We start from the raw sequence: 24,748 nt of genomic DNA on the forward strand, positions 1-24,748 counted from the left end.
AGGGGTTTCGCATGACTTTTTCGTCCAACGCACCGGAAGATCAAACCAAAACCAAAACCGCCGAAGATGGCGACAATGTTTTGAAAACACCGTCATTGGACGGTCTGCGCGCCCGTCGCCCTGGCGAATATAATATCCAATCCGGCCTGAAACGCCTGCGCATCACCGCGGCCCCGGACATTGACAATATCCCGGACGAGGATGACGCCGCCGCGACGGCCAGCCCCAGCCTGTCCGCGCCGTCCGTATCTACCCCGTCTTCTCTGTCCACATCTGGGTCCACATCCGGTCTCTCCGTGCGGGCCAGCCGCATGAATGATGCCGAAACAACGGCCGTGACCGAAGAGGTTGATGAAGAGCCGGTTTTGATGCTCTCCCCTGTAAACGCACGCTCTTTTGGCAATGACAATCCCTTCAAAACACCGATGGCTGTGCGTATTGCACAGGTTGCCGGTGTGTTTTTTAGCGTGTTCTGGGTCGTTTTGACGCTGGTCTACGCCGTGGCGCAGGGTATTTCCCTCAGCCCGGATGTTCTGGGCCTGTATCTGGCCGGGGCGCTGGCGCCGGTTGTCCTGTTGTGGACGTTGATCAGCATGGTTTCGCGCGGCAATGAAATTCGCCGTTATTCCGAAGTTTTGCGCGGCGAATTGCAATCCATCATCTATCCGACGGAAGAGCGCGCGCGCAAAGTGTCGCACGACATCGAGATCCTGACGAAACAAGCAACGGAACTGGCCGGAGCGTCGCGTGCGGTGGTGAAATCCATCAACCGTGCCCGTCATGGTCTGCGCACCGAAGTGCGTGATTTTGTTGGTATTTCCAAGAAAACCGAATTCCACATTGATCGTCTGGCCGAAACGCTGCACGAGCGCGCGGAAAAATTGCTGGTCCTGACGGACGAGATTGAACAACGTACCGACGGCATCAATACCAAGACGAAAGAGGGTGTATCCGCGTGGGACGAAGCCACGGTAAAAATCCTGGATCGTGCATCCGAAATCGAAGGCGCAATGGGTCGTGGCGCGGACAAAATTCTGGCCGCCGCTGACCAAGCGAAAGACAAAACCAAGGACATCGAAACGCACCTGAACGGCAGTTATGACGGGCTGAACAAGGCCGTCGACCAAGTGGCCGAACGTTTGAAAGCATTGTCCGAACAATTCGATGGCCACACCAAGGGGTTGGCCACCGCCGCCGACCATGTGTCGGATGAAACACGCCGTCTGGCCGGAACGATTGAAAGCCAGATCCAGTCGCTGGAAGAAACCACCAGCCGCACGCTGGAATCCATGGCGAAATCCAGCCAGTCGATTGAAGACCATCGCAAGGAACTGGATCGCGGTGCGGAATCTGTCGCGGCCCAAGCCGAGAAGATTGCATCGACCCTGTCCGGTGGTATCGACCGTCTGGATCAGGCCGCGGACGATCTGGTGTCCCGCACCAATACGCTGGAAACCCGTTTGGAAACCCAGGCCGAAAAACTGCACGAAACCGTACGCGGTATTTCCAATGGTGCCGACGCGATTGAGGAAGCCGGTGTATCGGCGGCCAACAAACTGTCCGAAGCCATGGGCACGGCGTTGTCCGGTGCGGAATCCATCAGCGCCGCGGTTCGCCGGTCTATTGAATCGCTGGAAAAATCAACCCAATCAGCGAAAGAGCAGGCGGAATCCCTGATTGAATCCGCCGAATCCAGCATCGCCAAACTGAACGAAGCCGGGGCCGGGAATGTTGACCATGTCCGCGACATCGTCAGCATGCTGGAGAAAAGCCGCGCCCAGATCGCCGAAGCCAGTGCGTTGGCCGATGAACAGGTGCGTAAATTGTCCGCCGCCGTCGAGGAACAGGCCGAAACCATCACGGTATCCGCCGCCAGCATGGTGGACCGCATTGAATCCGTCCGTACGTCTCTGTCCGAACCGTTGAAGGACATGACGCACGCCGTGGCCGAAGCCGATGCGAAGCACGAAGAAATTGAAAGCACACTGCGCCGCCGTGTGTCGGATTTGAACGAAGCCAGCGATAAGGCGAAGGACAGCGCGGAACATATCCGCACCATCCTGCGCGGTCAGGCCCAGGAAATTTCGACCTTGGCCGGTCAGATCGCAGGCAACGCCCGCACCATCAACGATCAGATGGCCCAGCAAAGCGACCAGCTGGGCGACAAGGTCCGCAAGGCACTGGATGATGTGGACGCGGTGCGCAAGGCACTGGAAACGCAAGCCTCCCGCCTGCACAGCCTGTCCGAAACGGCCGTATCCGACATTTCCGAACTGGAAGGTCAGGTGGCCGCCCGTTGCAAGGAAGTGGAAGAGGCGACATCGGCCGCATTCGGTACGTTGGAGCTGATGGATGCCAGCATGGGCGACCATGTCCGCACGCTGAAAGACCGCGCGGAAATTGCCTCCGCTGCTGTGGTCAGCGTTCGCGAAGCGCTGGAAAAAACCGCAACCGGGTTCGAACCGCTCTACACCAAAACGGTGGAGCAGGTGGGCGATATGCAGAAACGTTTCGAAGTTCTGCGCCAGACCTATGACGACAGCGCGACCAGCAACTTGGATAAGCTGAAACAAATCGGCATCGTGTTCGATGATCGTCTGCAATCTCTGCGCGGTGGTGCGGATCAGGCGGCGAAGATCCTGAAAATCTCCAGCGAAGATCTGCAGGAACGCGTGATGGATATTGAATCCGCCGCCCGTTCGGCCAGCGACAAGATGCGCGACATTCAAATGTCGCTGGGCGATCAATCGTCCGACATCCACCTGATCACCGATCAGGCGTTGCTGAAGATCGAAAGCATCCAGAAAGCCATTAACGAGCAATTCCACGAATTGTCCGAAGCGGTGGGCCAGGCCCTGACCCGTATCGACACCGTGGGCGATGCGTTGGGCAAATCGGCGGAAACCGTCGATCTGGCCGCCGAACGCGCCGTGGCCCGTTATACGGAAGTGGGCGAAATGGCCCGCGCCGAAACGGAAGAACTGAACCAGGCATCGGCCAAATCGGTCAAACTGACCGAGGTTCTGGTGTCCCAGGTTCAGGCCGAAGCCGAGAAACTGCTGACATCGTCCCGCGATACGTTGGTCGAGCTGAAGAAAACCAGCGATGGTTTCGCACAGCGCAGCCGCGAAGTCGCCGAACAGATGAAGGCTTCCCTGCAGACATCGCAATCCTATGGTGCCGAACTGCGCCAGCAGGTTTCGATTGTGGCCGAAGCCTCCGCCGAAGCCGGGGACAAGGTCAGCCGCGTCGTGTCCGACCTGAACAGCCGTTTGGACGACATCCGCACCGCCACCACCGATACGATGGTGAAGGTCGAAAAAGTCCGCGATGGCCTGTCGGTCGAATCCGATCGTTTGATTACGGTTTCTTCTTCGGCCATCAAAGCCGCAGACGAAGCCGCAGATACGTTCAGCCGCCAATCCAACGCCCTGTTCAAGGCGGTGCAGGATGCGGCCGATCATGCCGAGAAAATCCGCACGATGGATGCCCGCATCCAGCGCGAAGCCTTCTTGTCGGCGGCGAAATTCATCGTGGAATCCCTGCATTCCCTGTCGGTGGATTTCACCCGCATGTTGGACGGCGAAGTGCCGGAAAAGACATGGAAAGCCTTCCAGAAGGGCGATGTCGGGGCCTTTACCCGCCGTCTGTCCCAACTGGGCGACGAATTGCCGATGGACAAATTGCGCGAAAAATTCGCAAGCGACAGCGAATTCCGCACCTATGTCCAACGCTTCCTGCGCCAGTTCGAAGACATGTTTGAACAGGCCAGCGCGAACGATCATGGCGACCTGCTGTCCTCGACCTTCGCATCCAGCGATCTGGGACGTCTGTATGTCGTTCTGTGCGGAGCGGCAGGCCGTGACGCCAAACTGACCCGCGAAGACCGCCGGGTTGCGTAACGACGCAGGCGCACAATAAATAAAACACCGTCACCCCGGAAATCCCGTCAGGGATTATCCGGGGTTTCTGCCATAATGGGTCACCATCACGGCACAAATCCCGGATAAAGGCGTGCGCCTTTATTCGGGATGACGAATAAGACAAATTTGGGATGATGTTATGAGTTGGGTTTTCTTCGCCTTTTTGCCGCCCTTCCTCTGGACGATGAACAATGTCATCGACCAGATGCTGGCCCGGGATTTATTTCACCGATCGGCGTTTTCCTTCCTGATTATTTCCGGGGCTTTGACCCTGCCGACCGCTGCTGTGATGGCGGTGGCCCATCCGCAGGTTTTTGACATCCCGTGGGAAACGGTTCTGCTGCTGTTTGTTGGGGGATTGTTTGGGTTCGCCGGGGCTTGGCCCTATGTCATGGCGATCCAGAATGATGATGCAGCCAGCGCCGTACCCATTCTGCAAACTGTTCCCGTCTTCGTTTATTTGATGGGATTTTTACTGCTGGGCGAAACGCTGAATGCGGTCAAACTGGCCGGGGGCGGGTTGGTTGTTGCGGGGGCGATGGTGTTTGCGTGGAATCCGGATACACGGAAATTACATGCACGGACCCTGGTCCTGATGCTGATCAGCGCGTTGATCTGGGCGGCCTATGGTGTGTGGATCCGGTATTGGACCCAGGATTTGCACTGGATGGCGGTGATGTTCTGGGTTTATGTCGCATGGGTGGTGTTTGGGGCTGTTGGGTTGGCGATGGCGCGGGACATTCGCAATGATGCGCGGCTGATCCTGAAATCCGGGAAATTCCTGAAGGTTCTTCTGCCCCTGTTGATGTTGCAACAGGTGATGTTGTGTCTGGCCGATCTGGCCACGGCCAAGGCGATGTCGATTGCGCCCACGGCGGTGCAGGTGTCGTTATTTAATGGCCTGCAACCGGTCATTATCATGATTTTGTGTGGCATCTTCTATCGCTTCCGCCCGGATGTATTTGAACCCATCCGCATGGGACCACGGCTGTATTATCGTTTGGTCTGTGTGGCCGTTATGTTCGCGGGAATGGTTCTGCTGCTGACATAGCGGCCTGATCGGCGATAATCGTGACATTGCGTATCCGGCGTAATGCCGTGGCGGGCAGGGCGGGTGACACCGGGTCATGCAACATCCGCTGCAGAATATCCGCCTTATGCGACCCCTGGACCAGCAGGATTGTTTCCCGCGCCTGCATGATATGGCCAAGGCCGAGCGTATAGGCCGTATGTGGCACGTGATCCAGCCCACCCCAATAGGCAGCATTGGCGGCCAGACTGTCCGCCGACAGGTGGATCAGGCGCGTATGTGCATCAAATGCGCTGCCCGGTTCGTTGAACCCGATATGGCCGTTGGTGCCCAATCCCAAAACCGCAATATCAATGCCGCCTTGGTCCAACAACGCATCCATGCGGGCACATTCGGCAGATGGATCGGGCGCGGCGCTGTTAAAAATTGTGCGATGGGATGACGGGATGGAAAGGGGGGCCAGAATATCGCGGTCCAGCCAGTTGGAAAATAAACGGCGGTCATCCGGGGTCAGCCCCGCATAATCATCCAGCGCCACATAATGGACCCGGTCCCACAAATCGCGCCGATCGGCGTGATGGGCGATCAATTCACGGTACAGGCCCAGCGGGGTGGACCCGGTCGGCAAAACCACCCGGATCGGGCCGTTTTGGGCCGCGGTGCGGTCCGCCGCCCGATTCAGGGCGGCCATGAAAATATCAGCCGCCAGTATGTGAAAAGCGGAATTGTTGGGGGCGATTTTGATGGTCGGCGCGGTGTCCATGCCTCCTTTATGGCATTTAACGCATTGATTTTCAATAAGGTTTTCGAATTTGCGTATTGTTCCCGACCCCGGTGCCGTGATAATCTTTTGGTAGGATTTATCGCCTATCCTTGATCCTAAGTTATTGACGCATAAGGGGCATCACACGTTATGGGCAAGACCAAATTCTGCCAGGGCATTTCGGATATTTCAGACAGCTATATGGCGTTCATCATCGACCAATGGGGCGTGCTGCATAATGGCGAGCGCGCCTATGACGGCGTGATTGATTGTTTGAAGGAACTCAAAGGCCGTAAAAAGCAGATCATCATTCTGTCGAACTCTGGCCGCCGCGCCAGCGAAAACGCCGAGAAGTTGAAGGAGATGGGCATTGGCCCCAGCCTGTATGACCAGATCGTCACATCTGGCGAACTGACATGGCAGGGATTGCATGACCAGAACGAGGGCGTGTTCGAAAATATCGGCACGAAATGTTTTCTGATCAGCCGGAATGATGATCGTTCCATCATTGATGGGTTACCGGAAATCGAATTGGTGCATGATATTGACGAAGCGGACTTCCTGCTGATCAGCGGGTCGGACGCGCCGGAAAAAAACATGGTCGATCATTATGAACCGATCCTGAAAAAAGCGATCCGTCGCCGGTTAAAGGCGATTTGCGCCAACCCGGACAGCCGCATTCTGATTGGTGCGAATTCCGCGCTTGGCCCCGGCATGATTGCCCGTCGATACGAAGATTTCGGCGGTGTCGTGCATTATATCGGCAAACCGTTCAAGCCAATCTTCCAGCACTGTGTGAAGCTGTTGCAGGAAAAACAAATTTACCCCGGTGAAACCGTGATGATCGGTGACACGATGGCGCATGATATTGTCGGCGCCGCGGCGATGAATATTGATACGTGTCTGGTCCGTGCCGGATTGCATCTGGGGGCGTTTAAACAGGCGCATACACCGTCCGAAGTGGACAAGGTGCTGAACGTTCTGGTTTTGCAATATCACAACGTGCGGCCAACATATCTGGTCAATACGATGATCTGGGGCAAGGCCTTGCCGGATCGGAAGCATAAGAAACGCAAGGTGACGGCATAAAGAATTATTATCCCCGCCATGGCGGGGATAATTTTTTTTAAGATTATTTTGGCGGGATCAAAATATTCACCGCGGCATGAATTTCATCCAGTGCGCGTTCGGCGGCCAGTTCGCCTTCATGGATCATTTCCCGCGCGCGTTCGAATTCCAGCATTCCAATATGCCCGATGCGCGGCCGGATATGCACATCCGGTGGGTCGCCGGCCAGACGGGAGCGTGTTAAACGGTCCTGAATAATGGTCAGGGCCGATACCATCACGCCGAACAGGCTGGGGGCGTTGGGTTCGCGGTTGAAAATGCGGCGCCCCAGCCCAGCGGTAAATGATTTCTGGTCTTCCAGATCAACATGATCCGGGTTGAAAACATCAAAGCCCAGAACGCTTTGGTACGATGTTCCGGGGCGGCGGGATTTGCCGATCATGTCGGCGTTCAAATCCACCGCAATCGTCATGTGCGCGCCGTATGAGTTCAGTGGTGATACAGGCACGGGGTTCAGCAATGCACCATCAACCAACAACCGATTGTTTAAATCCACCGGTGGAAATACGCCGGGCAGGGCAAAGGACGCCCGCATGGAATCCACCAGCGATCCACGGCGCAACCAGACTTCGTGCCCGGTGACCAGGTCGGATGCGATGCAAACCAACGGGATGGGTAAGTCCTCAATCATCATCTTACCGAAATGATCATCCAGAACGGCATTCAAACGGTGCCCACCAATGATCCCGGCGCTGCGGACCCGAAAGTCCAAATAACGGAAAATTTTGCGACGGTTCAGGGACAGGGCCCAGTCTTCCAGCTCGTCCATCTTCCCGGCCAGATAGGCCCCGCCGACCAGTGCGCCAATTGATGTCCCCGCCACCAGACCGGGGCGAATGCCATGGCGGGTGAGGGCCTTTAAAACGCCGATATGGGCAAACCCGCGCGCCATTCCGCCCCCCAAAGCCAGTCCGATCAGCGGAACAGGAGGTGTTGGTTGTTTTGACGCTGAATCAGAGGGTTCCGGCACGTTTACGGTCCTTTCGGGGCTGGTTTCAACGGCAAATTTATTGTATCACAAGGACGTTAAACAAGGGGATAAGCCACAGTTTTTCTTGATCGTTCTGGCATCGGGGGGTAAGTCTAACCCCTTGTTTACGGAATATCCCTAAAAGAGGTTTTTGAGAATGCGACACTCCCGTTTTAGCACCCTTTTTGCCCTGTTGGCTTTGTCTGGCCCGCAATCCATGGCGTTTATTGACATCATGACGGCCTTTAACCGTGCCCAGCAATTGACCCAGGGTCCGGTTCAATCCTGGCGCCAGGATAAAAACGGCTTTACCGCTTTGCCGGATCGCGATGCGCGGACGCGCTCGAATGCTGGTAAAATGCACACCTTTGCGCCGCCCAGCCATCCGGCACGGAAAAAGGGTTACACCCAGCCGCGTAAATTCCACTAAAGGATTCATGTTTTGACCACCACGCCCCAGCCGACTTCGCCGAAACGGGATTCAACCTATGTCATGGTGCGCCGTCTGGTGCGCGATTACGTGCGGCCATATTTTGGTACGCTGGGGTGGGCGATCCTGTTTATGTTGATTGGTGCGGGTACAACGGCGGCCTTTGCCGGGTTGATCGAACCGGTGATGGACCATGTCATGGTGGCCCAGAACAAGGGCATGATCCTGCCGCTGGCGGTGGGGATTTTGCTCTGCTTCTTCGTCAGCGGGATGGCCACATATGGCCACAGCGTTTTGATGAACAAGGTCGGCCAAAATATCCTGACCGATATTCAACGGGATCTGTTCGCGCGTTTTATGGGCATGGATCTGGCCTTTTTCCATGCCAACCCCAGCGGACAACTTCTGTCACGCATTATCAACGATGTCAGTGTCATGCGGGCGGCGGTGGCCGACGCGCTGACCGGGATTGGTAAAAGCTTCCTGACGCTGATTTTCCTGATCGGTGTGATGTTTTATCAGGATTGGAAACTGTCTTTGATCGCCTTCACGGTGTTTCCGCTGGCGGCGGGCATGGTGGCCTATGTCGGGCGACGCCTACGCAAAGTGTCGGGCAATATCCAGAATGAAACGGCGGGACTGTCCGACATGCTGTCGCAAATTTTCCTCGGCGTGCGGCAGGTGAAAGCCTATGGCATGGAGGGGTATGAATCCGAACGGGCGGGCAATGCAATTAAACGCGTGCGAAATCTGGTGATGAAATCGGTGCGCATCGGTAACCTGACCGTTCCGGTGAATGAAACGCTGATTGGCTTGGCTGTGTTCGGTATTGTTGTTTATGGCGGTTACAAAATCGTTGATGGGCAAACGACTGTTGGGTCGCTGATGTCCTTCATTGCGGCCTTTGCGCTGGCCTATGAACCGATCAAAAAGCTGGCGAAGCTCAACAACTCCCTGCAAATGGGCTTGGGGGCGACGGAACGTGTGTTCCAAATGATCGATATGAAACCCGGCATCCGTAACATGCCAAATGCGGTGGAATTAAACACGCGGATGCCTGAAATTCGGCTGGAAAACGTAAAGTTCCAGTATGAGGGCGGTGACGGACCGGCCCTGCAAGGCGTCACCCTGATTATTCCGCCGGGCAAGGTTACGGCACTGGTCGGTCCATCCGGCGGCGGCAAATCCACCATCATGAATTTGATCCCACGCTTCTATGACGTGAACGAAGGCGCGGTCAGTGTGGATGGGTATGATGTGCGCGAGCTGACCATGGAATCCCTGCGCCGCCATATCGCGCTGGTGTCGCAGGATATTACCATTTTCGACGATACGGCGATGGCCAACATTGCCTATGGCCTGCAAGACGCGACGCTGGATGAAGTCAAAGCCGCTGCGCGCGCAGCCGAAGCCGATACGTTTATCAGCGCGTTGCCCGAAGGGTACAACACGCGCCTGGGGGAAAATGGCGTGAAATTGTCCGGCGGCCAACGCCAGCGGATCGCCATTGCCCGCGCCATTTTGCGCGATGCGCCGATTTTATTGCTGGATGAGGCCACATCCGCACTGGATAACGAATCCGAACAGGCGATCCAGCGCACGCTGAATAAACTGCAAACCGGCCGGACTACGCTGGTCATTGCGCACCGCCTGTCCACCGTGCAGAACGCGGACCAGATTATTGTCCTGAAAGAGGGGAAGATCGCGGAGCAGGGCAAGCATGATGAATTGCTGGCGCAAGGATTAATCTATGCCCGGATGTATCAGGCGGGATTGAAGGAATAATGATCGCTGTATTCAAACGTTATACCAAACGGGATTTCAAACGCATGGCGTTTGCGTTTTTATGCGGATATATCGGTCTTCTGGTTTTTCTGTATGTTGCACAGCGCAGTTTTATTTACGTTCCCGATCGTCATATGGAAGCTCCGGAATTTTACGGTGTTCAGGGCTATGACGTTGTACAGGTGACGACCGATGACGGCCTGACATTATCGGGTTGGTATCACGCGCCAGCGACCCCCAACAGCCCGGTGATCGTTTATTTCCACGGCAATGGCGGGTCGTTAATTCAGCGCACCGAGCGCGCCAAGCTGTATGCGCAATCCGGCTATGGCGTATTGTTTGGCGAATATCGGGGGTATGGCGGGAACCCCGGTAAACCCAGTCAGGACGGGCTGTTTTCCGATGCGCGGGCTTATATCGATTGGCTGCGGGCGCAGGGTATCGCCGATGGTCATATCGTTTTGTATGGTGAATCTCTGGGCACGGGTGTGGCCACTTATGTAGCGGCGGACTACGCACCGGACGTGCGCGGGCTGATTTTGGAGTCGCCCTATACCTCGCTTGCTGATATCGGACGGATGCGCTTCTTCTTCGTTCCCGTTGACCTGATGTTGCAGGACAAGTTTGATACAAAATCACGGATTGGCCGGGTGACGGTGCCCATTCTGATCCTGCATGGGCGGCGCGATATGATTGTGCCGTTCAAATATGGCGAACGTGTTTTCAAGGCGGCAAACGAACCAAAATTATTCCGTGAATTTCCTGATGCCGGGCACAATGATTTGTACCTGAAGGGGGCCTGGCCCGCTGTTCAGGAGTTTGTGGACGCGTTGCCGCGATAATCCCCCTTGTCATAATTAACGTAACTGCTTTGGCTTGCCTCATACACGGGCGAGCGCGTACGATATGCATTGCAAATCAAGGGGGATTTCTATGCCGTGTATGAAAGCCATGCTCACCGATATTATCAGCGTTCGCCCGGATCAAGCCGTGGCCGATGCAATCCATGCGTTTGAAGACCAGCATGTGCGGTCCGTTCCCGTTGTTGATGCGGATGGAAAATTTTATGGCATGCTCAGCATCCATGATTTGATGAAATTCCTGATCCCCCCGTCTTATTTTCTGGCGCATGTGCCGTGGCATCTTGATTTCATTATGGGGGCGACGGAAGACAAGGCCCGCATTCTGGCCGATTTGCAGAAAAAAACCGTCCGTGAATTGATGAACGAGGAAATTGTCACGGCCAAGCCCGACACGCCGATTTCCGAAGCCATCCGCTTGTTGTTCCAGAATGGCAGCCCGCTGCCCGTTGTTGACCAGAATAAGAAGCTGGTCGGGCTGGTGTCGGAACAATCGGTTTTGCGGCATTTGAAAGACACTTTGCACGATAAGGGGGAGTAAGCCCGATGGTTGTCGATCACGCCGCCGCGCCCGAAGTGTTGTTCGGGATGGACCCGATGATGGTGTCCACCGCGATCCTGATTTTCGCCTATGCCTTCATCATTTCTGAAAAAATCAACCGCACCATCATTGCGTTGCTGGGTGGGGCGTTGATGATTTTTATGGGCGTGTTGAACCAGGATATGGCGATCAAGGGTGTGGATTTCAATACCATCGCCCTGCTGACCGGGATGATGGTGATTGTGTCGATCACGGAAAAGACCGGAGTCTTTCAATATGTGGCGATTTTATCGGCCAAGTTGGTAAAGGCCAATCCACGCGCGCTCTTGCTTGTCATGGGGATTATTACGGCGGTGTTTTCGGCGTTGCTGGATAACGTGACCACGGTTTTGTTGACCGTTCCCATTACCTTGTTGCTGACCGACCAATTGAAAATCAACCCATACCCGTTTTTGTTCGTGCAGATTTTTGCATCCAATATCGGCGGCACGGCCACGCTGATCGGGGATCCGCCCAATATTATGATCGGGTCTCAGGTGGGTCTGAGTTTCATGGATTTCGTCAATAATGTCGGGCTTCCGGCGTTGGTGTGCCTGATCTTTATCATGGTGTTTTTCGATTTCTTCTGGGGGCGGAAAATGGTGGCGGCGGAATCTGCGCGTGCGGCCATCATGCGATATGTCCCGGCCGAGGCCATTGAGGATAAGGGGCTGCTGATCAAATCGCTGATCGTTCTGGCGCTGGTTCTGGCAGGCTTTATTCTGGGTCATGATCATGGGTTGATGCCGGGCACGGTGGCGTTGGCCGGTGCGGCTCTGCTGATGCTTTTGCAATGTGTGGGCCTTAATGCCGAGAAGCAATCACACAAGGTGCATGAATCGTTCCAGAGTGTTGAATGGGGCACGATCTTCTTTTTCATCGGCCTGTTCGTTCTGGTCTATGGCGTCGAGGTGGCCGGGGTTTTGAACCTGATGGCGACGAAACTTCTCGACATCACCAACAACGATCTGTTTATGGCCAGTATGGTGGTGCTGTGGTCGTCGGCGATATTGTCGGCCATCGTTGATAACATTCCATTTGTGGCCACGATGATTCCGCTGATTAAATCGACCACGGCGGCCTTTGGTGGGCCGGATGCGGTGATGCCGCTGTGGTGGAGCCTCTCTCTCGGGGCCTGTCTGGGCGGCAACGGTTCGTTGATCGGGGCCAGTGCCAATGTGATGGTGGCGGGCTTTGCCGAACGGGCCGGGCATCGTATTTCGTTCCTGAAATTTATGGCGTTGGCCTTTCCGCTGATGCTGGTGACCATTGCGATTTCAACGATTTATGTCTGGTGGGCGTTTTTCTAAGATGATCCGGTTTGTTTTGGCTGTTCTGATGGCTTTGGCCATTCCAATGGGGGCGGCACGGGCCCAGCAGGAAGTCCCGGTCAATTATTCATCCCCGCTGGTCATCACCACGGCAGATGGGGCGCGTCACGAATTTATGGTCGAGGTCGTGCAAAACGGTCCCGCCCGGACTCAGGGGCTGATGTTCCGCAATTCCATGCCGGCGGAGGCGGGAATGCTGTTCCTGTTCCCGGACAGTACGGAGCGGTATTTCTGGATGAAAAACACACTGATCCCGCTGGATATCGTGTTTATTCAGGGCAATGGCACAATTCATCATATTCATGAGGGCGCTAAACCGCTGGATTTAACCCCCATTCCGTCCAACGGGCCCGTGCCCGTCGTGCTGGAATTGAACGCCGGAACGGTCCAAGCCCTGGGGATTAAGGCCGGGGACCGGGTTCTGCACGCGGATGTGGCCAATTCGCTTGCTCCCGAGCCCGGAAACCAGTAAAACAGCCCAGTCCGATGGGAATCACGGGGCGTAGCGCAGTCCGGTAGCGCGCCTGCTTTGGGAGCAGGATGCCGGGGGTTCAAATCCCTCCGCCCCGACCACCCTTCGCCCTTACGGGCTTCGGGTGGCTTACGCCCCGGAGCATAAGCGGAGGGGCGAAAGCCACCCGAAACCGTCTAGGCCGAAGGAGTGCCGCCCGAAGCTCCGCAGGAGCGAAGGGGGGCGATGAAGATGCGAAAGCATTAGTCGTCTTTAATGAGTTCTGAAGGGCTTACGCCCCGGAGCATAAGCGGAGGGGCGAAAGCCACCCGAAACCGTCTAGGCCGAAGGAGTGCCGCTCGAAGCTCCGCAGGAGCGAAGGGGGGCGTGCAGTGGATGTATTACGTCTACCTGATCCAGAGCATAAACTTCCCTGAGCAGCGATATATTGGTTATACCAAAGACCTGAAATCACGCATTCGGGCGCACAATGCGGGCGAATCCCCACATACGGCTAAGTTTTGCCCCTGGGAACTGGTGGTTTATCACGCATTTAAGGACAAAGAGGCTGCCCAGAAGTTTGAGTATTATTTGAAAACGGGATCAGGTCAGGCATTCGCAAATAAGCGTTTTTGGTGTAAAACCGACGCGTTAAGGGGAGAGTGAGAAATCATGAAAGTCACCATTTTCAAACCAAGCCGTAACGTCATGCAATCCGGGCTGGGTAAAACCAAGTTGTGGGTGCTGGAGTATAATCCGGCGACCCCGCGTGGGCCGGAGCCTCTGATGGGCTGGACGGCGTCTGGCGATACGTTGAATCAGGTGCGCCTGACCTTCGCCAGCATGGATGAAGCCATCGCCTATGCGCAGAAAAAGGGGTGGGAATATACGGTTCTGCCCGAACACACGCGCCGCGTTGTTCCGCGCAACTATGTCGATAATTTCGCCTATGTTCCGCCGGAAAAGAGCGCTAAGGCTTAAATCCGCCCAAGAAGCGCCCGTAGCTCAACTGGATAGAGCATCCGCCTTCTAAGCGGACGGTTGCAGGTTCGATTCCTGCCGGGCGCGCCATTTTTCCCAAAAATTGCGGCCCTTTTTTATGATGGTTCGGACTTTGTCCGAACGGGCGCGCCATTTCCCTTGGAAATGGTCGCCATTTTCTTTGAAAATCAGGATTTTTAAACGGTGCACGCAGGTGCGCCGTTTTTATTTTGGGCCGTATTTGGGATTCCGCACAAAAAAAGGTCCGGAGACCTTTTGCAAGGACCTCCGGACAAACGGCGGTAATAGAGGGTGTGTAACTATTTTGTAGCCCAATACCGGAACCGGTGCAACACAAAAAACGCGAAAAGACAGTTTTTTTGTACCATATCCGAAACTATCTCCAGTAAATACAAATAAACGAGTAATAGTGATTAAAAAATATAGTACTCAAATACATTTTTCTTATTCATCAAGTTAATGAAACTATGGTTTTGAATATATAGATTGGATGTTTTCTTTGTTTAAATTACTTGTATTTAAGTAAATACAGTAGAAAACGGTCCGGATGTGGGTTTGGATATGCCCGGATACTTGTGACGCGGGGCAGAGGCTAAGCTAAACTTGTGAATAGGAAGTTAAAGCCAGAGGGGTGCGGAAATCAGCCCACAGAAATGGCGGAGTTCAGGGGTTTTTGCCCCCATTCACACCATGATCCGTCGTAGACGGCCACGTCATCGCGCCCCATTTCATGCAGAGCGAGGGCCAGAACACAGGCGGTGACACCGCTGCCGCAACTGGTGATGATTCGTTTTCCGGTCGCGGCGCGAATCATTTCAGCCACGCTGGGGTGGTTCGGAATCAGGCGGGCCGTACCGGGGTCGATGATGTCCATGAAAAACAGATTACGGCTGTTCGGGATATGGCCGGACGTTAAATGCGGGCGTGGTTCCGGGGTTGAGCCTGTAAAACGATCCGGGCTGCGCGCATCAAGGATCAGGCATTCATCCGGGCGCGTGCGCGCGTCATCCACCGCGGCGTGGTCGCATACCAGATGCGGGCGATAGGTGGCGCGGAACGGCGTTGTGGCGGCCGGTGTGGGAGCTGCTGGACCAACATTCATGGGCAGGCCCATGGCCACCCACAACGGCAATCCGCCATTCAGGACGCGGACATTATCATGCCCATACAGACGGAACATCCACCATACGCGGGCGGCGGCCATGGCGAGGCCACTTTGATCATAGATGACAATCTGGCTGTCATTGCCAATACCCATGGCGGTGACGGCGGCGGCGAAATCGTCGGCATCCGGCACCATATGCGGCAACGGATTATCGTGGTTTGCAATGTCATCAATATCGAAGAAAACGGCATTGCCGATGCGGGCCTGGGTGTAGACAGGATTCATCACGCCGTATGTGGCGTCAATCAGGACCAGATTGGCCGGTGCGTCGGCCATCAACCGCGCCAGATCCTGAGGCTCGATCAAAGCGGATGCGGGACGTTCTGTCATGCGGCAACAGCGGTGTTACGGCTTTGGCCGTTGATTGTATAAACGGTGATGCCTTCGGTTTTGCCACGCACCGATTGGTGGCCCATGGCTTCCAGCTGGGCTTGCCAGTTTTGGCTCAGGTCGCGGAGCAGGGAGTCTGAGAGCAAAATTTTTGTACCCAACTCCTTGTTCATCTGTTCCAAGCGAGCGGCGGTGTTGACCACGTCGCCATAGACGCCGAGGAACAATTTTTCTTCGCCAATCTGTTGCAAAACGACGGGGCCGGAATGAATGCCAATGCGGAAATCGGGCACGGTTTTATACAGCTTTCGGTATTCGTGACGGCTGGAATCCAGTTGGGCGCGCAGGGCAATCACTGAGGCCAGCGCGCGGTCCGCGTGTTTGCGCGGCCACAGAACGACAAGGCCATCCCCCGTGTAATTGACAATATCGCCCCCATGAATCCGGAAGATGGCGGTGGCGTCGAAAATAAAACGGGCGATCAAATCCATCGCGTCCTTTGGGGGCAGGCGTTCCGCATTCGCGGACGATCCGACCATATCGAGAAACAGGACGATGCGTTCCCGTTCGACCGGGTGGTGATACGTGCCCGTCAGGAATTGCACGAAATGGTTCGGGCCCACCATGCCGATAATTTTCAGCAGGCCGATGGAAATGGTTGGCACCGTCACGGCCACGGCCAGGAAATACATGTAAAATTCCGTCGGCAACCGCTCAACCAGCGTCATCAGCCCGTAGATAAACACCGTCAGGCCAAAGCTGGCCGATAAAGCGGCACCCAGCATGATGATATACAGGCCCAGCCGTTGTGTAGGGGATGCCCGGCGCAGGGACAGGCCGTGGATGGATTGTGTAATCTCAATATAAATCAGCCAGCACAGGCCGTAGAGCGCCCAGAATGTTAAATGCACCGTATCATCGACGGGCAAGGGGACGCCGCTGAATTTCAGAATGCCAAAGGCGGCCATCGCGGTGATAACAAAAACGCTCAGGCGTGTGGCGAAGAAGAACAGGGCCGTCGCGCCGATCAGCGCACATTCCCCCCAGTAAATCAGCGCCAATGATCCGACATGCAGATGATCCGTGTAAAACGCCGCCAGCGGTGCCAGGTTGAGCAGGATCAGGAGTGGGATCAGGAATTTCGGGCTGAAGAGAAATTTAGTCATGGGCGTGCTTTGTGACTCTGTTTTTCATGCTGTAACCGCCCCGCACACCGTTTTTATAATTATGGGGCTATTGATCATTGCAATCTATCATAGCGAAAGCGCAAACCCAAGGCATCCCGATGCAATAAGTGTCACGGGAATGACCCATTTCCAGCGAATCAGGCTGATGGCGGCCAGTGCGGCCAAAGCGAGCACGACGGGAACAGGGGCGGTCAGGGTTTGGTGGGCGATTGTTGCGGTCGTGACGGCGAACAGGCCGATAACGGCGGCTGCGATGGCGTGTAATCCGCCATGCCATGACGGGTTTTCAATGATTTTTTCCAGATGATTGTGGCCCAGCAAGGTAAAACCAAAAGCGGGCAGAAAGATGCCCAGGGTCATCAGAATGGCCCCACCAACCCCATCGACCAGATAGCCCAGATAGGTGCCAAAAATCACCATCGGGGCCGGGATAATGCTGGAGAGCGCAATCCCGTCCACGAAATGTTGCAGTGTGATATTGGGGTACAGGCCGACCATGCTGTTTTCCAGGAACGGAAGCACGGTATAAGCCCCGCCGAATGAAAGCATGCCGGCCTTCAGCCCTTCAATAAACAATCCGCCATGCCGTAAAACCGACAGCGGAACGGTGGGCGATGCGAATGTTGTCGAGGCGATAAAGCCCGCAACGATAATCGCGCTGGCGATCAGCATAACGGGGCGGGGCCACGCATGGTCCATGTAATGGATGGTCAGCGCCGCGGCGAACACGACCAGAAAATGCACGCCGGCAAAGGTCATCGCGCACGAGGCCAGTGCGATAAACCACAATATCGGCGTATCCAGCGTATGCCGCCCCATGCGGTACAGCGCCCGCACGATCAACGCGACCACAGCCGGTGCAACGCCCACAAAAATGGGCAACAACACATCCGCGCCCAAACGCACATACAATGCGGACAGGATCAAAATGAACACAAAGCCGGGCAACATAAACCCCAGCCCGGCCAACAGCCCGCCCAATCGCCCCATGCGCACCATACCCATATAGACGCATAATTCATGCGCCTCTGGACCGGGCAGGGCCTGATACACGGCCAGCGCACGACGGAATTTATCGGGTGATATCCATTGCTCCCGCTCCACCAACGCATGGCGGATCATATCAATCTGCGCCACGGGGCCGCCCCAGGCGTTCAGGCCGAATTTGAGGAAGGTCCAAAACAGAGCGAGATAAGAGCGCATCATTACGTCTGCTAAATGTTTTGGGGAAATGAAAAGGAAAAGAGATGGCTCCCTGAGCAGGATTCGAACCTGCGACCAATCGATTAACAGTCGATTGCTCTACCGCTGAGCTATCAGGGAATGCTCATATGCGAACGGGATGAGGGATAGAATATTATTTCCCGGATTTCCAGTCCTTTTTTTATTTTAACAACAATCTTTGGAGGCACGAGCCGGAATCGAACCGGCGTACAAGGATTTGCAGTCCTCTGCCTAGCCACTCGGCCACCGCGCCCCACCAAAGAATGCGTCAGGGGTAGGGATATGCCTGAAGTTCTGCGGGGCGTCAATGGCTGGTTAAGGGGAAAATGGATTTTTCCGTTTCTTATGACCGCTGGGGCTTGACGGAATCTCTGGGCGGCGTAGTTTAAGCACGAATAAACCGTTCGGTTTAGATTTTTGTGGGTTTTGTCTTATGTTAATGGCGGTGCGCTGTTCACGGTCGTATTCAAAGCAACGTTGCAAATTGACACGGACGGCGTGGCGCGGCAGTGAAGATGGGGAAGGGTACAAGTCAAAATTGTCGTCGGCGTTATGTTTAACCTGTGGAAAACTGCTGGTCAGCGAGTCGGTGATGGAGTAAAAAGGAGAAGGCCCGTTCGGGACCGTTTCCTGTTTCTAATCTTCTAACGTTTAAGTCTCTTGGTGTTGTCGATGAATTTTTCTCAGGCGCGCAGCGCGATGGTTGAATCCCAGATCCACACAATGGGGGTGATTACGCCCGCCATTCTGGAGGCGTTTCGGACCGTTCCGCGCGAAGCGTTCGTGCCGCCACATCTGGCTGGCATTGCATATATTGATGAGGACATTCCCCTGGGGGATGGCCGCGTGTTGATCGAACCCGCCGTTCTGGCCCGCATGATTGAAGCCGCACAAGTAAACGCCAACGATGTTGTTTTGAATGTGGGTGACAGCACGGGCTATTCGTCCGCGGTGTTGTCGTTGCTGGCCACCACGGTGGTCACGATGGAATCCCACCCGGGGCAATTGGACGCCGCCCGTCATGCCTGGGCCGCATGTGATTACTGTAACATTGCGCCGATTACATGTGACGCAACGGAAGGGTGCCCGGAACATGCGCCGTATTCATTGATTGTGATGAACGGTGCCGTGGCTGAAATTCCCGAAATTTTTGTGGCGCAATTGTCCGTTAACGGGCGTTTGGTCGCTGTGTTGAAGCCCGATGCAAATGCGCCCGGCCATGCGGTGATTGTACAGCGTGTCGGCAATGAAAAATATTCGACCACGAAAGTGTTCGACGCGAGCATGCCTTATCTGCCCGGTTTTGAACCGCGGCACGATTTTGTTTTCTAAACGATATCCAACTTAAAAGAAGGACCTGCGCAAATGATCCGTAACCGTAACAAGTTTTTGACTGGTGTAATGGCGTTGATGGTTGCAACGCCCTTGGCCGCGGCCAGCGCGCAGGATTACAAGCCAAAACCGGGCGTCGGCATGGCGCCGATTATGGATGGCCCGGGCGAACGGTCGAAACCGCAGGCGGCTGTGACGCAATCGTCCGGCGCAAACGACGCCTATATGGGCGGTGCGGCTGCACCGGGAACCGTATCCAAGGATGTGTCTAAAGATGCGCCGAAGACATCGAATGGAAACAGTCTGAGTGACGTCGCCGCCGCACAAGCGGAAAAAACCGAAGATATGAATATCAATATTCACACCATCCAAACGGCGGACAGCAAAGCCCCGGAACAAACGCTGGGGGCCGTTTTGCGGTGGGCGTATGACAACAACCCGACCATTCGGGCTGCGCGTCAGGAGCTGTATGCGACGCAGGAAAACCTGCCACAGGCACAAGCCGGTTGGAAACCGACGGCAAGCGCCAACGCCAACGTAACCAAAACGTGGCTGGATGGCACGGGTGATCCGGACGGTTCGACAGAAAAAGGCATCGGCGCAGAGATTCAACAGCCGCTGTATCGTGGTGGCCGGACCGTGGCGTCAACCGACAGCGCCGAAAATTTAATTCTGGCGCAACGTGCGTTTCTGAAAGCCACGGAACAGGATGTGATGATCTCCGTCATCACCGCGTATATGAACGTGTTGCGCGATCAGGCTTTGTATGACCTGTCCGTCAACAACCGCGAAGTGATCGCCCGTCAGTTGGAAGCATCCCGCGCGCGTTTCGATGTGGGTGATGTAACCCGCACCGACGTGTCGCAATCCGAAGCCCGTCTGGCCCAGGCCGAAGCCGGTGTGACCAACGCGATTGGGCAGTTGCGGTCCAGTCTGGCCGTCTATGAACAGGTTGTCGGCATGCCGGCAGGTCGTCTGACCTATCCGAAAGTAAAGGTCAGCATTCCGTCATCACGTGATGCCGCCGTATCGCAGGCGGAAACAGACAACCCGTCCGTTGTTGCGGCTGAATTCCTGCGCAATTCGGCGGAGCATGATATTGACCGCGTCTTCGGCGAATTGTTGCCGGAGGTGGGTTTGTTCGCCCAATGGAACCAGGCGTGGGACCCGTCACCGGGCCTGTATGATGATTCTTCGGATACGGCGATTGGCGTTCGTGCGACCATTCCACTGTACGAAGCGGGCGCGACACGTTCACGCGTGCGCCAGGCCAAACACACGGAAAGCCAGCGTTTGCTCCAGATCAGCGAGGCGCGCCGTCTGGCCCGTCAGCAAGCTGTCAGTTCCTGGGAAGATCTGGCCGCTGCGCGTGCCGAAATCACTTCGCGTGAAGCCCAGGTTGTGGCAACACGCGTTGCCCGTGACGGCGTAAAGCAGGAAGCCGAGCTGGGCACCCGGACCATTCTGGACGCCCTGGACGCGGATCAGGAATATCTGGACGCCCAAACCGCTCTGGTTACAGCCCAGCGGGATGAGGTTGTGGCGCAATATTTCCTGGCCTCAACGGTGGGGACGCTGACCCCGGATTCGCTCGGTTTTCCAGAACTCAGTCACATGGAAGGGTATGATGCCCATCTGGATGACATAACAAGCCGTGTTTTTTCCATGGATACAGAAAATACGGTGGATCACGGCGATAACGGCCTTTGACAAGGGCGGAGCAATGTAAGAAACTGATTTCACAGAGATAAATTTTTGTGAAACATCTTACGGAATACTGCGCCGAATGAACGCGACCGCCCCTGATCAGGAACCCTCAATCGAGGAAATTTTGGCCTCCATTCGTCAGATCATTTCTGACGATGATGAGGATGGTACACCTGCGCAAGCCGCAGCGCCCGAACCTGTGAAGGAAGAGCCAAAACCTGCGCCCGCGCCGGAGCCGGAACCTGTCAAACAGGCCGAGCCGAAGAAGGACGATGTTCTCGAACTGAAAGATCCGATTCCGGAACAAGAGCCGGAAGAACCGGCACCCGCACCTGTCATCGACATGGAAGACGCTGTGGAGGAGGAGCCCGTTGTTGCGGCCCCGCCACCGCCACCACCACCTGCGCCGAAACCTGCACCGGCTCCTGCGCCCGTCGCGGCACCGGCACCGAGAGTGGATATTGATGAAGAATCTGTGCTGGGTGAAGTTGCGGCGTCTGCGACCTTTGCGGGCTTTGCGCGTTTGGCCAACAACATTGCCGTTGATCGCCGTCGCCAAACAGGTGAAGGCGTCACGATCGAAGATATCGTGCGTGAGATGCTCCAACCGCTGTTGCGTCAGTGGCTGGATGACAATCTGCCGACAATGATCGAACGCATGGTCCAAAAAGAGCTGGAAAAGCTTGCCCAGCGCGCTTTAGACGACTAAAACAATCATCGGAAATTACTGGTTTTTTGTACAACTCTGCACGGGGATGATCCATGCTGGAAAAAACATTTCAGCCTGAAAAGGTTGAATCGCAACATTACGAATTGTGGGAACAATCCGGGGTGTTCAAATGCAATCCGGAAAGCGATAAGCCTCCCTTTGCCATCATGATGCCGCCGCCCAACGTCACGGGCAGCCTTCACCTCGGCCACGCGCTGAACGGCACGTTGCAGGATATCCTGACCCGCTATTACCGCATGAAGGGCCATGACGCCCTGTGGCAACCGGGGACCGACCACGCCGGTATCGCGACGCAGATGATTGTCGAACGCAACCTGGCCGCCGAGGGGTTGAATCGCCGCGAAATGGGGCGTGAAAAATTCCTGGAGAAAGTCTGGGAATGGAAAGAATATTCCGGCAGCACGATCACCCGACAATTCCGTCGCCTCGGCACATCGCCGGATTGGGCGCGTGAACGCTTCACCATGGACGAGGGCCTGAACAAGGCCGTGCGCCGCGTGTTTGTCCAGCTGTTTAAAGAAGGGCTGATTTACAAAGACAACCGTCTCGTCAACTGGGACCCGAAATTGCAGACCGCCGTTTCCGATCTGGAAGTGGAGATGAAGGAAACCAAAGGCCATATGTGGCACATTCGTTACCCGATCGAAGGGGAAACGGAACGGTTCATCACCATCGCAACGACGCGTCCGGAAACCATGTTGGGTGATACGGCGATCATCGTGAACCCCGATGATGATCGTTACAAAGATTTGATTGGTAAATTTGCCATCCTGCCGATCGTTGGGCGCCCGATTAAAATTATTGCGGATGATTATGTTGATCCCGAATTCGGAACCGGCGCGATGAAAGTCACCCCGGCGCACGATTTCAACGACTTTGAAATCGGCAAGCGCCACGGGTTGGAATTCATCAATATTTTCGACCGCACCGCGCATTTGAATGAAAACGTGCCGGAAGAATATCAAGGCATGGAACGCTTCGATGCCCGCAAGAAATTGCTGGCCGAACTGGAAGCACAGGATTTGCTGGTAAAAATCGAAGATGTGACCCACGCCATTCCGTATGACGAGAAAAGCAAAAGCGTCATTCTGGAACCGTTCATGACCGAACAATGGTATTGCGATGCCAAGACGCTGGCCCAGCCGGCGATTGAGGCCGTGCGGTCCGGCAAAACCGTGATTATTCCGAAATCCGCCGAAAGCACCTATTTCCACTGGATGGAAAACATCCAGCCATGGTGCATTTCCCGCCAATTGTGGTGGGGACACCAGATCCCCGCATGGTACGGCCCGGAAGGGTCCGTATTCGTGGCAGAGACGGAAGAAGAGGCCTATACCGAGGCGAAAGCCAAATTCGGCGATGGCGTAACGCTGACCCGTGATGAAGATGTTCTGGATACGTGGTTCTCCTCCGCGTTGTGGCCGTTCTCCACACTGGGCTGGCCCGATAAAACGCCGGAGCTGAACAAATATTATCCGGGTGATGTGCTGACCACGGCGGCCGACATTATCTTCTTCTGGGTGGCCCGGATGATGATGATGGGTATTCACTTCATGGGGGATGTGCCGTTTAAAACCGTTTATCTGCATGGTTTGATTTTGGACGGGAAGGGACAGAAAATGTCCAAAACCCGTGGCAACGTGATCGACCCCTTGGACACCATCGAAAAATACGGCGCGGATGCGTTGCGTTTCACGCTGGCCGCATTGGCCACGCAGGGACGGAATATCAAATTGTCCGAAGATCGTGTGGAAACATACCGCAACTTTGCCACCAAATTGTGGAATGCGGCACGCTATTGCCAGATGAACCATTGCACGGCCGGGCGGAACTATAACCCCGCCAACGTCACGGCAACGCCGAACAAATGGATTATCAGCGCGCTGAAGGAAACGACCGAAGCGGTGGATGTGGCGATCCAGTCCTATAAATTCAACGACGCGGCCAATGCCCTGTATCAATTCGTCTGGGGCACGTTCTGCGACTGGTATCTGGAATTTACCAAGCCGATTTTGTCGAGCGATGACAAGGTGCAGGCCGAAGAAACCCGCGAAACGACCGGCTGGGTGCTGGACCAGATTTTGCTGATCCTGAACCCGATCATGCCGTTTATTACCGAGGAGCTGTACACCGCGCTGGCCGAACGCCCGTTGAATACGGCATTGATTTCGTCCCAATGGCCGGAATACCCGGCATCGTTTACGCATGCCGATGCGACGACGGAAATGAACTGGCTGATCAAGTTCATCACCGAAATCCGCAGCGTCCGGGCCGACATGAACGTGCCGGCCGGGGCGAAAATTCGCCTGCTGGTTAAGGATGCGAATGCGGGCACACAGGCCAGCCTGAAAGCGTACGATGACGTTCTGAAGCGCATGGCGCGTCTGGAAACTGTCGATCTGTTCAGCGGTCAGTCCGTTCCGGCGGGATCGATCCAGACGGTCGTGAACGAAGCCACCTTGATCATGCCGATTGCCGACATTATCGACCTGGACAAGGAACGCGCCCGTTTGCGCAAAGAGATCGAAAAACTGTCATCCGACATCGAAAAGATCGAGCAGAAGCTGTCCGACAAGAAATTCGTTGATAATGCCCCGGCGGAAATCATCGAAGAGCAACACAAACGCAAGGAAACAGCCGAAACCACCCGGACAAAATTATCCGCGGCGTTGAAGCAGTTGGAAGCGGCGTAAATATCCACCTTAGTCACCCCGGCGAAAGCCGGGGTCTTCGTCCCTTATGGCGGGAAGATCCCGGCTTTCGCCGGGATGACTGACGGGGGAGAAAATAAAGAAACAAAAAAGCCGCCCAATGGGCGGC

The 24,748-nt window shown here is 55.4% G+C and carries 20 protein-coding genes and 4 tRNA genes; 17 read left to right on the plus strand and 7 right to left on the minus strand.

All coding sequences use genetic code 11. The features are described 5' to 3' along the window. The first annotated feature begins 11 nt into the window (after nt 1–11). Nucleotides 12–3,902, plus strand: coding sequence for a hypothetical protein (locus A11S_RS05220; RefSeq protein ID WP_015467454.1), 3,891 nt, complete (start codon nt 12–14; stop codon nt 3,900–3,902). Nucleotides 3,903–4,062: 160 nt separating this feature from the next. Beyond that, on the plus strand, nt 4,063–4,974 hold the full coding sequence (locus A11S_RS05225) for an EamA family transporter (protein ID WP_015467455.1): 912 nt from the start codon (nt 4,063–4,065) through the stop codon (nt 4,972–4,974). On the opposite strand, the gene A11S_RS05230 is transcribed toward A11S_RS05225, so the two are convergent. Continuing rightward, entirely contained in the window at nt 4,940–5,716 is a 777-nt protein-coding gene (locus tag A11S_RS05230) for a glucosamine-6-phosphate deaminase (RefSeq protein ID WP_015467456.1), read from the minus strand. The genes A11S_RS05225 and A11S_RS05230 overlap by 35 nt on opposite strands. A gap of 150 nt (nt 5,717–5,866) precedes the next feature. On the opposite strand from A11S_RS05230, the gene A11S_RS05235 reads away from it, so the two are divergent. Beyond that, nucleotides 5,867–6,805: a TIGR01459 family HAD-type hydrolase gene (locus tag A11S_RS05235; RefSeq protein ID WP_015467457.1), complete on the plus strand. Its 939-nt coding sequence runs from the start codon at nt 5,867–5,869 to the stop codon at nt 6,803–6,805. A 43-nt stretch (nt 6,806–6,848) separates the two neighbouring features. Here A11S_RS05235 and A11S_RS05240 read toward each other — a convergent pair whose 3' ends face one another. Beyond that, complete coding sequence (locus A11S_RS05240) at nt 6,849–7,814, minus strand: patatin-like phospholipase family protein (protein ID WP_041802498.1); 966 nt, start codon at nt 7,812–7,814, stop codon at nt 6,849–6,851. A 157-nt stretch (nt 7,815–7,971) separates the two neighbouring features. On the opposite strand from A11S_RS05240, the gene A11S_RS05245 reads away from it, so the two are divergent. The 10 genes from A11S_RS05245 (at nt 7,972) to A11S_RS05290 (ending at nt 14,322) form a co-directional block, all read left to right on the plus strand. Beyond that, the gene (locus A11S_RS05245) at nt 7,972–8,244 is read left to right on the plus strand and encodes a hypothetical protein (protein WP_041802500.1); all 273 of its coding nucleotides are present in this window, start codon (nt 7,972–7,974) and stop codon (nt 8,242–8,244) included. A gap of 12 nt (nt 8,245–8,256) precedes the next feature. Beyond that, on the plus strand, nt 8,257–10,029 hold the full coding sequence (locus A11S_RS05250; protein WP_015467460.1) for an ABC transporter ATP-binding protein: 1,773 nt from the start codon (nt 8,257–8,259) through the stop codon (nt 10,027–10,029). Beyond that, nucleotides 10,029–10,871 carry an alpha/beta hydrolase gene (locus A11S_RS05255; protein ID WP_015467461.1) on the plus strand — a complete coding sequence of 281 codons (843 nt, stop codon included), beginning with the start codon at nt 10,029–10,031 and terminating at the stop codon, nt 10,869–10,871. Before A11S_RS05250 ends, A11S_RS05255 begins: the two co-directional genes overlap by 1 nt. Before the next feature lie 91 nt (nt 10,872–10,962). After that, nucleotides 10,963–11,430, plus strand: coding sequence for a CBS domain-containing protein (locus tag A11S_RS05260; protein ID WP_015467462.1), 468 nt, complete (start codon nt 10,963–10,965; stop codon nt 11,428–11,430). 5 nt (nt 11,431–11,435) lie between these two features. Beyond that, nucleotides 11,436–12,779: an ArsB/NhaD family transporter gene (locus A11S_RS05265; RefSeq protein ID WP_015467463.1), complete on the plus strand. Its 1,344-nt coding sequence runs from the start codon at nt 11,436–11,438 to the stop codon at nt 12,777–12,779. A 1-nt stretch (nt 12,780) separates the two neighbouring features. After that, complete coding sequence (locus A11S_RS05270; RefSeq protein ID WP_015467464.1) at nt 12,781–13,272, plus strand: DUF192 domain-containing protein; 492 nt, start codon at nt 12,781–12,783, stop codon at nt 13,270–13,272. A gap of 24 nt (nt 13,273–13,296) precedes the next feature. After that, nucleotides 13,297–13,373 (plus strand) — tRNA-Pro (locus tag A11S_RS05275). Between the two features lie 274 nt (nt 13,374–13,647). Then, the gene (locus A11S_RS05280; protein WP_041802502.1) at nt 13,648–13,917 is read left to right on the plus strand and encodes a GIY-YIG nuclease family protein; all 270 of its coding nucleotides are present in this window, start codon (nt 13,648–13,650) and stop codon (nt 13,915–13,917) included. Between the two features lie 6 nt (nt 13,918–13,923). Continuing rightward, complete coding sequence (locus A11S_RS05285) at nt 13,924–14,232, plus strand: ETC complex I subunit (RefSeq protein WP_014102692.1); 309 nt, start codon at nt 13,924–13,926, stop codon at nt 14,230–14,232. Between the two features lie 13 nt (nt 14,233–14,245). Continuing rightward, nucleotides 14,246–14,322 (plus strand) — tRNA-Arg (locus A11S_RS05290). Nucleotides 14,323–14,893: 571 nt separating this feature from the next. Here A11S_RS05290 and A11S_RS05295 read toward each other — a convergent pair. The 5 genes from A11S_RS05295 to A11S_RS05315 form a co-directional block, all read right to left on the minus strand. Further along, a complete protein-coding gene (locus A11S_RS05295) occupies nt 14,894–15,748 on the minus strand; it encodes a sulfurtransferase (RefSeq protein ID WP_015467465.1) in 855 nt (284 codons plus the stop codon). Further along, nucleotides 15,745–16,914, minus strand: a complete 1,170-nt coding sequence (locus A11S_RS05300) for an adenylate/guanylate cyclase domain-containing protein (RefSeq protein ID WP_015467466.1) — start codon at nt 16,912–16,914, stop codon at nt 15,745–15,747. The genes A11S_RS05295 and A11S_RS05300 overlap by 4 nt, the downstream gene beginning before the upstream one ends. An 87-nt stretch (nt 16,915–17,001) precedes the next feature. Next, a complete protein-coding gene (chrA, locus tag A11S_RS05305; protein WP_015467467.1) occupies nt 17,002–18,141 on the minus strand; it encodes a chromate efflux transporter in 1,140 nt (379 codons plus the stop codon). 42 nt (nt 18,142–18,183) lie between these two features. Next, nucleotides 18,184–18,258 (minus strand) — tRNA-Asn (locus A11S_RS05310). A gap of 80 nt (nt 18,259–18,338) precedes the next feature. Continuing rightward, a tRNA-Cys gene (locus A11S_RS05315) sits at nt 18,339–18,412 on the minus strand. Between the two features lie 419 nt (nt 18,413–18,831). Here A11S_RS05315 and A11S_RS05320 point away from each other — a divergent pair. The 4 genes from A11S_RS05320 (at nt 18,832) to A11S_RS05335 (ending at nt 24,621) form a co-directional block, all read left to right on the plus strand. After that, nucleotides 18,832–19,491, plus strand: coding sequence for a protein-L-isoaspartate O-methyltransferase family protein (locus tag A11S_RS05320; RefSeq protein ID WP_015467468.1), 660 nt, complete (start codon nt 18,832–18,834; stop codon nt 19,489–19,491). Nucleotides 19,492–19,524: 33 nt separating this feature from the next. Continuing rightward, nucleotides 19,525–21,201, plus strand: a complete 1,677-nt coding sequence (locus tag A11S_RS05325; RefSeq protein WP_015467469.1) for a TolC family outer membrane protein — start codon at nt 19,525–19,527, stop codon at nt 21,199–21,201. Nucleotides 21,202–21,277: 76 nt separating this feature from the next. Continuing rightward, nucleotides 21,278–21,907, plus strand: a complete 630-nt coding sequence (locus tag A11S_RS05330; RefSeq protein WP_015467470.1) for a DUF2497 domain-containing protein — start codon at nt 21,278–21,280, stop codon at nt 21,905–21,907. A gap of 53 nt (nt 21,908–21,960) precedes the next feature. Next, complete coding sequence (locus tag A11S_RS05335; RefSeq protein WP_015467471.1) at nt 21,961–24,621, plus strand: valine--tRNA ligase; 2,661 nt, start codon at nt 21,961–21,963, stop codon at nt 24,619–24,621. Nucleotides 24,622–24,748: the final 127 nt, after the last annotated feature.

Source organism: Micavibrio aeruginosavorus EPB (assembly GCF_000348745.1).
Taxonomy (GTDB): Bacteria; Pseudomonadota; Alphaproteobacteria; order Micavibrionales; family Micavibrionaceae; genus Micavibrio; species Micavibrio aeruginosavorus_A.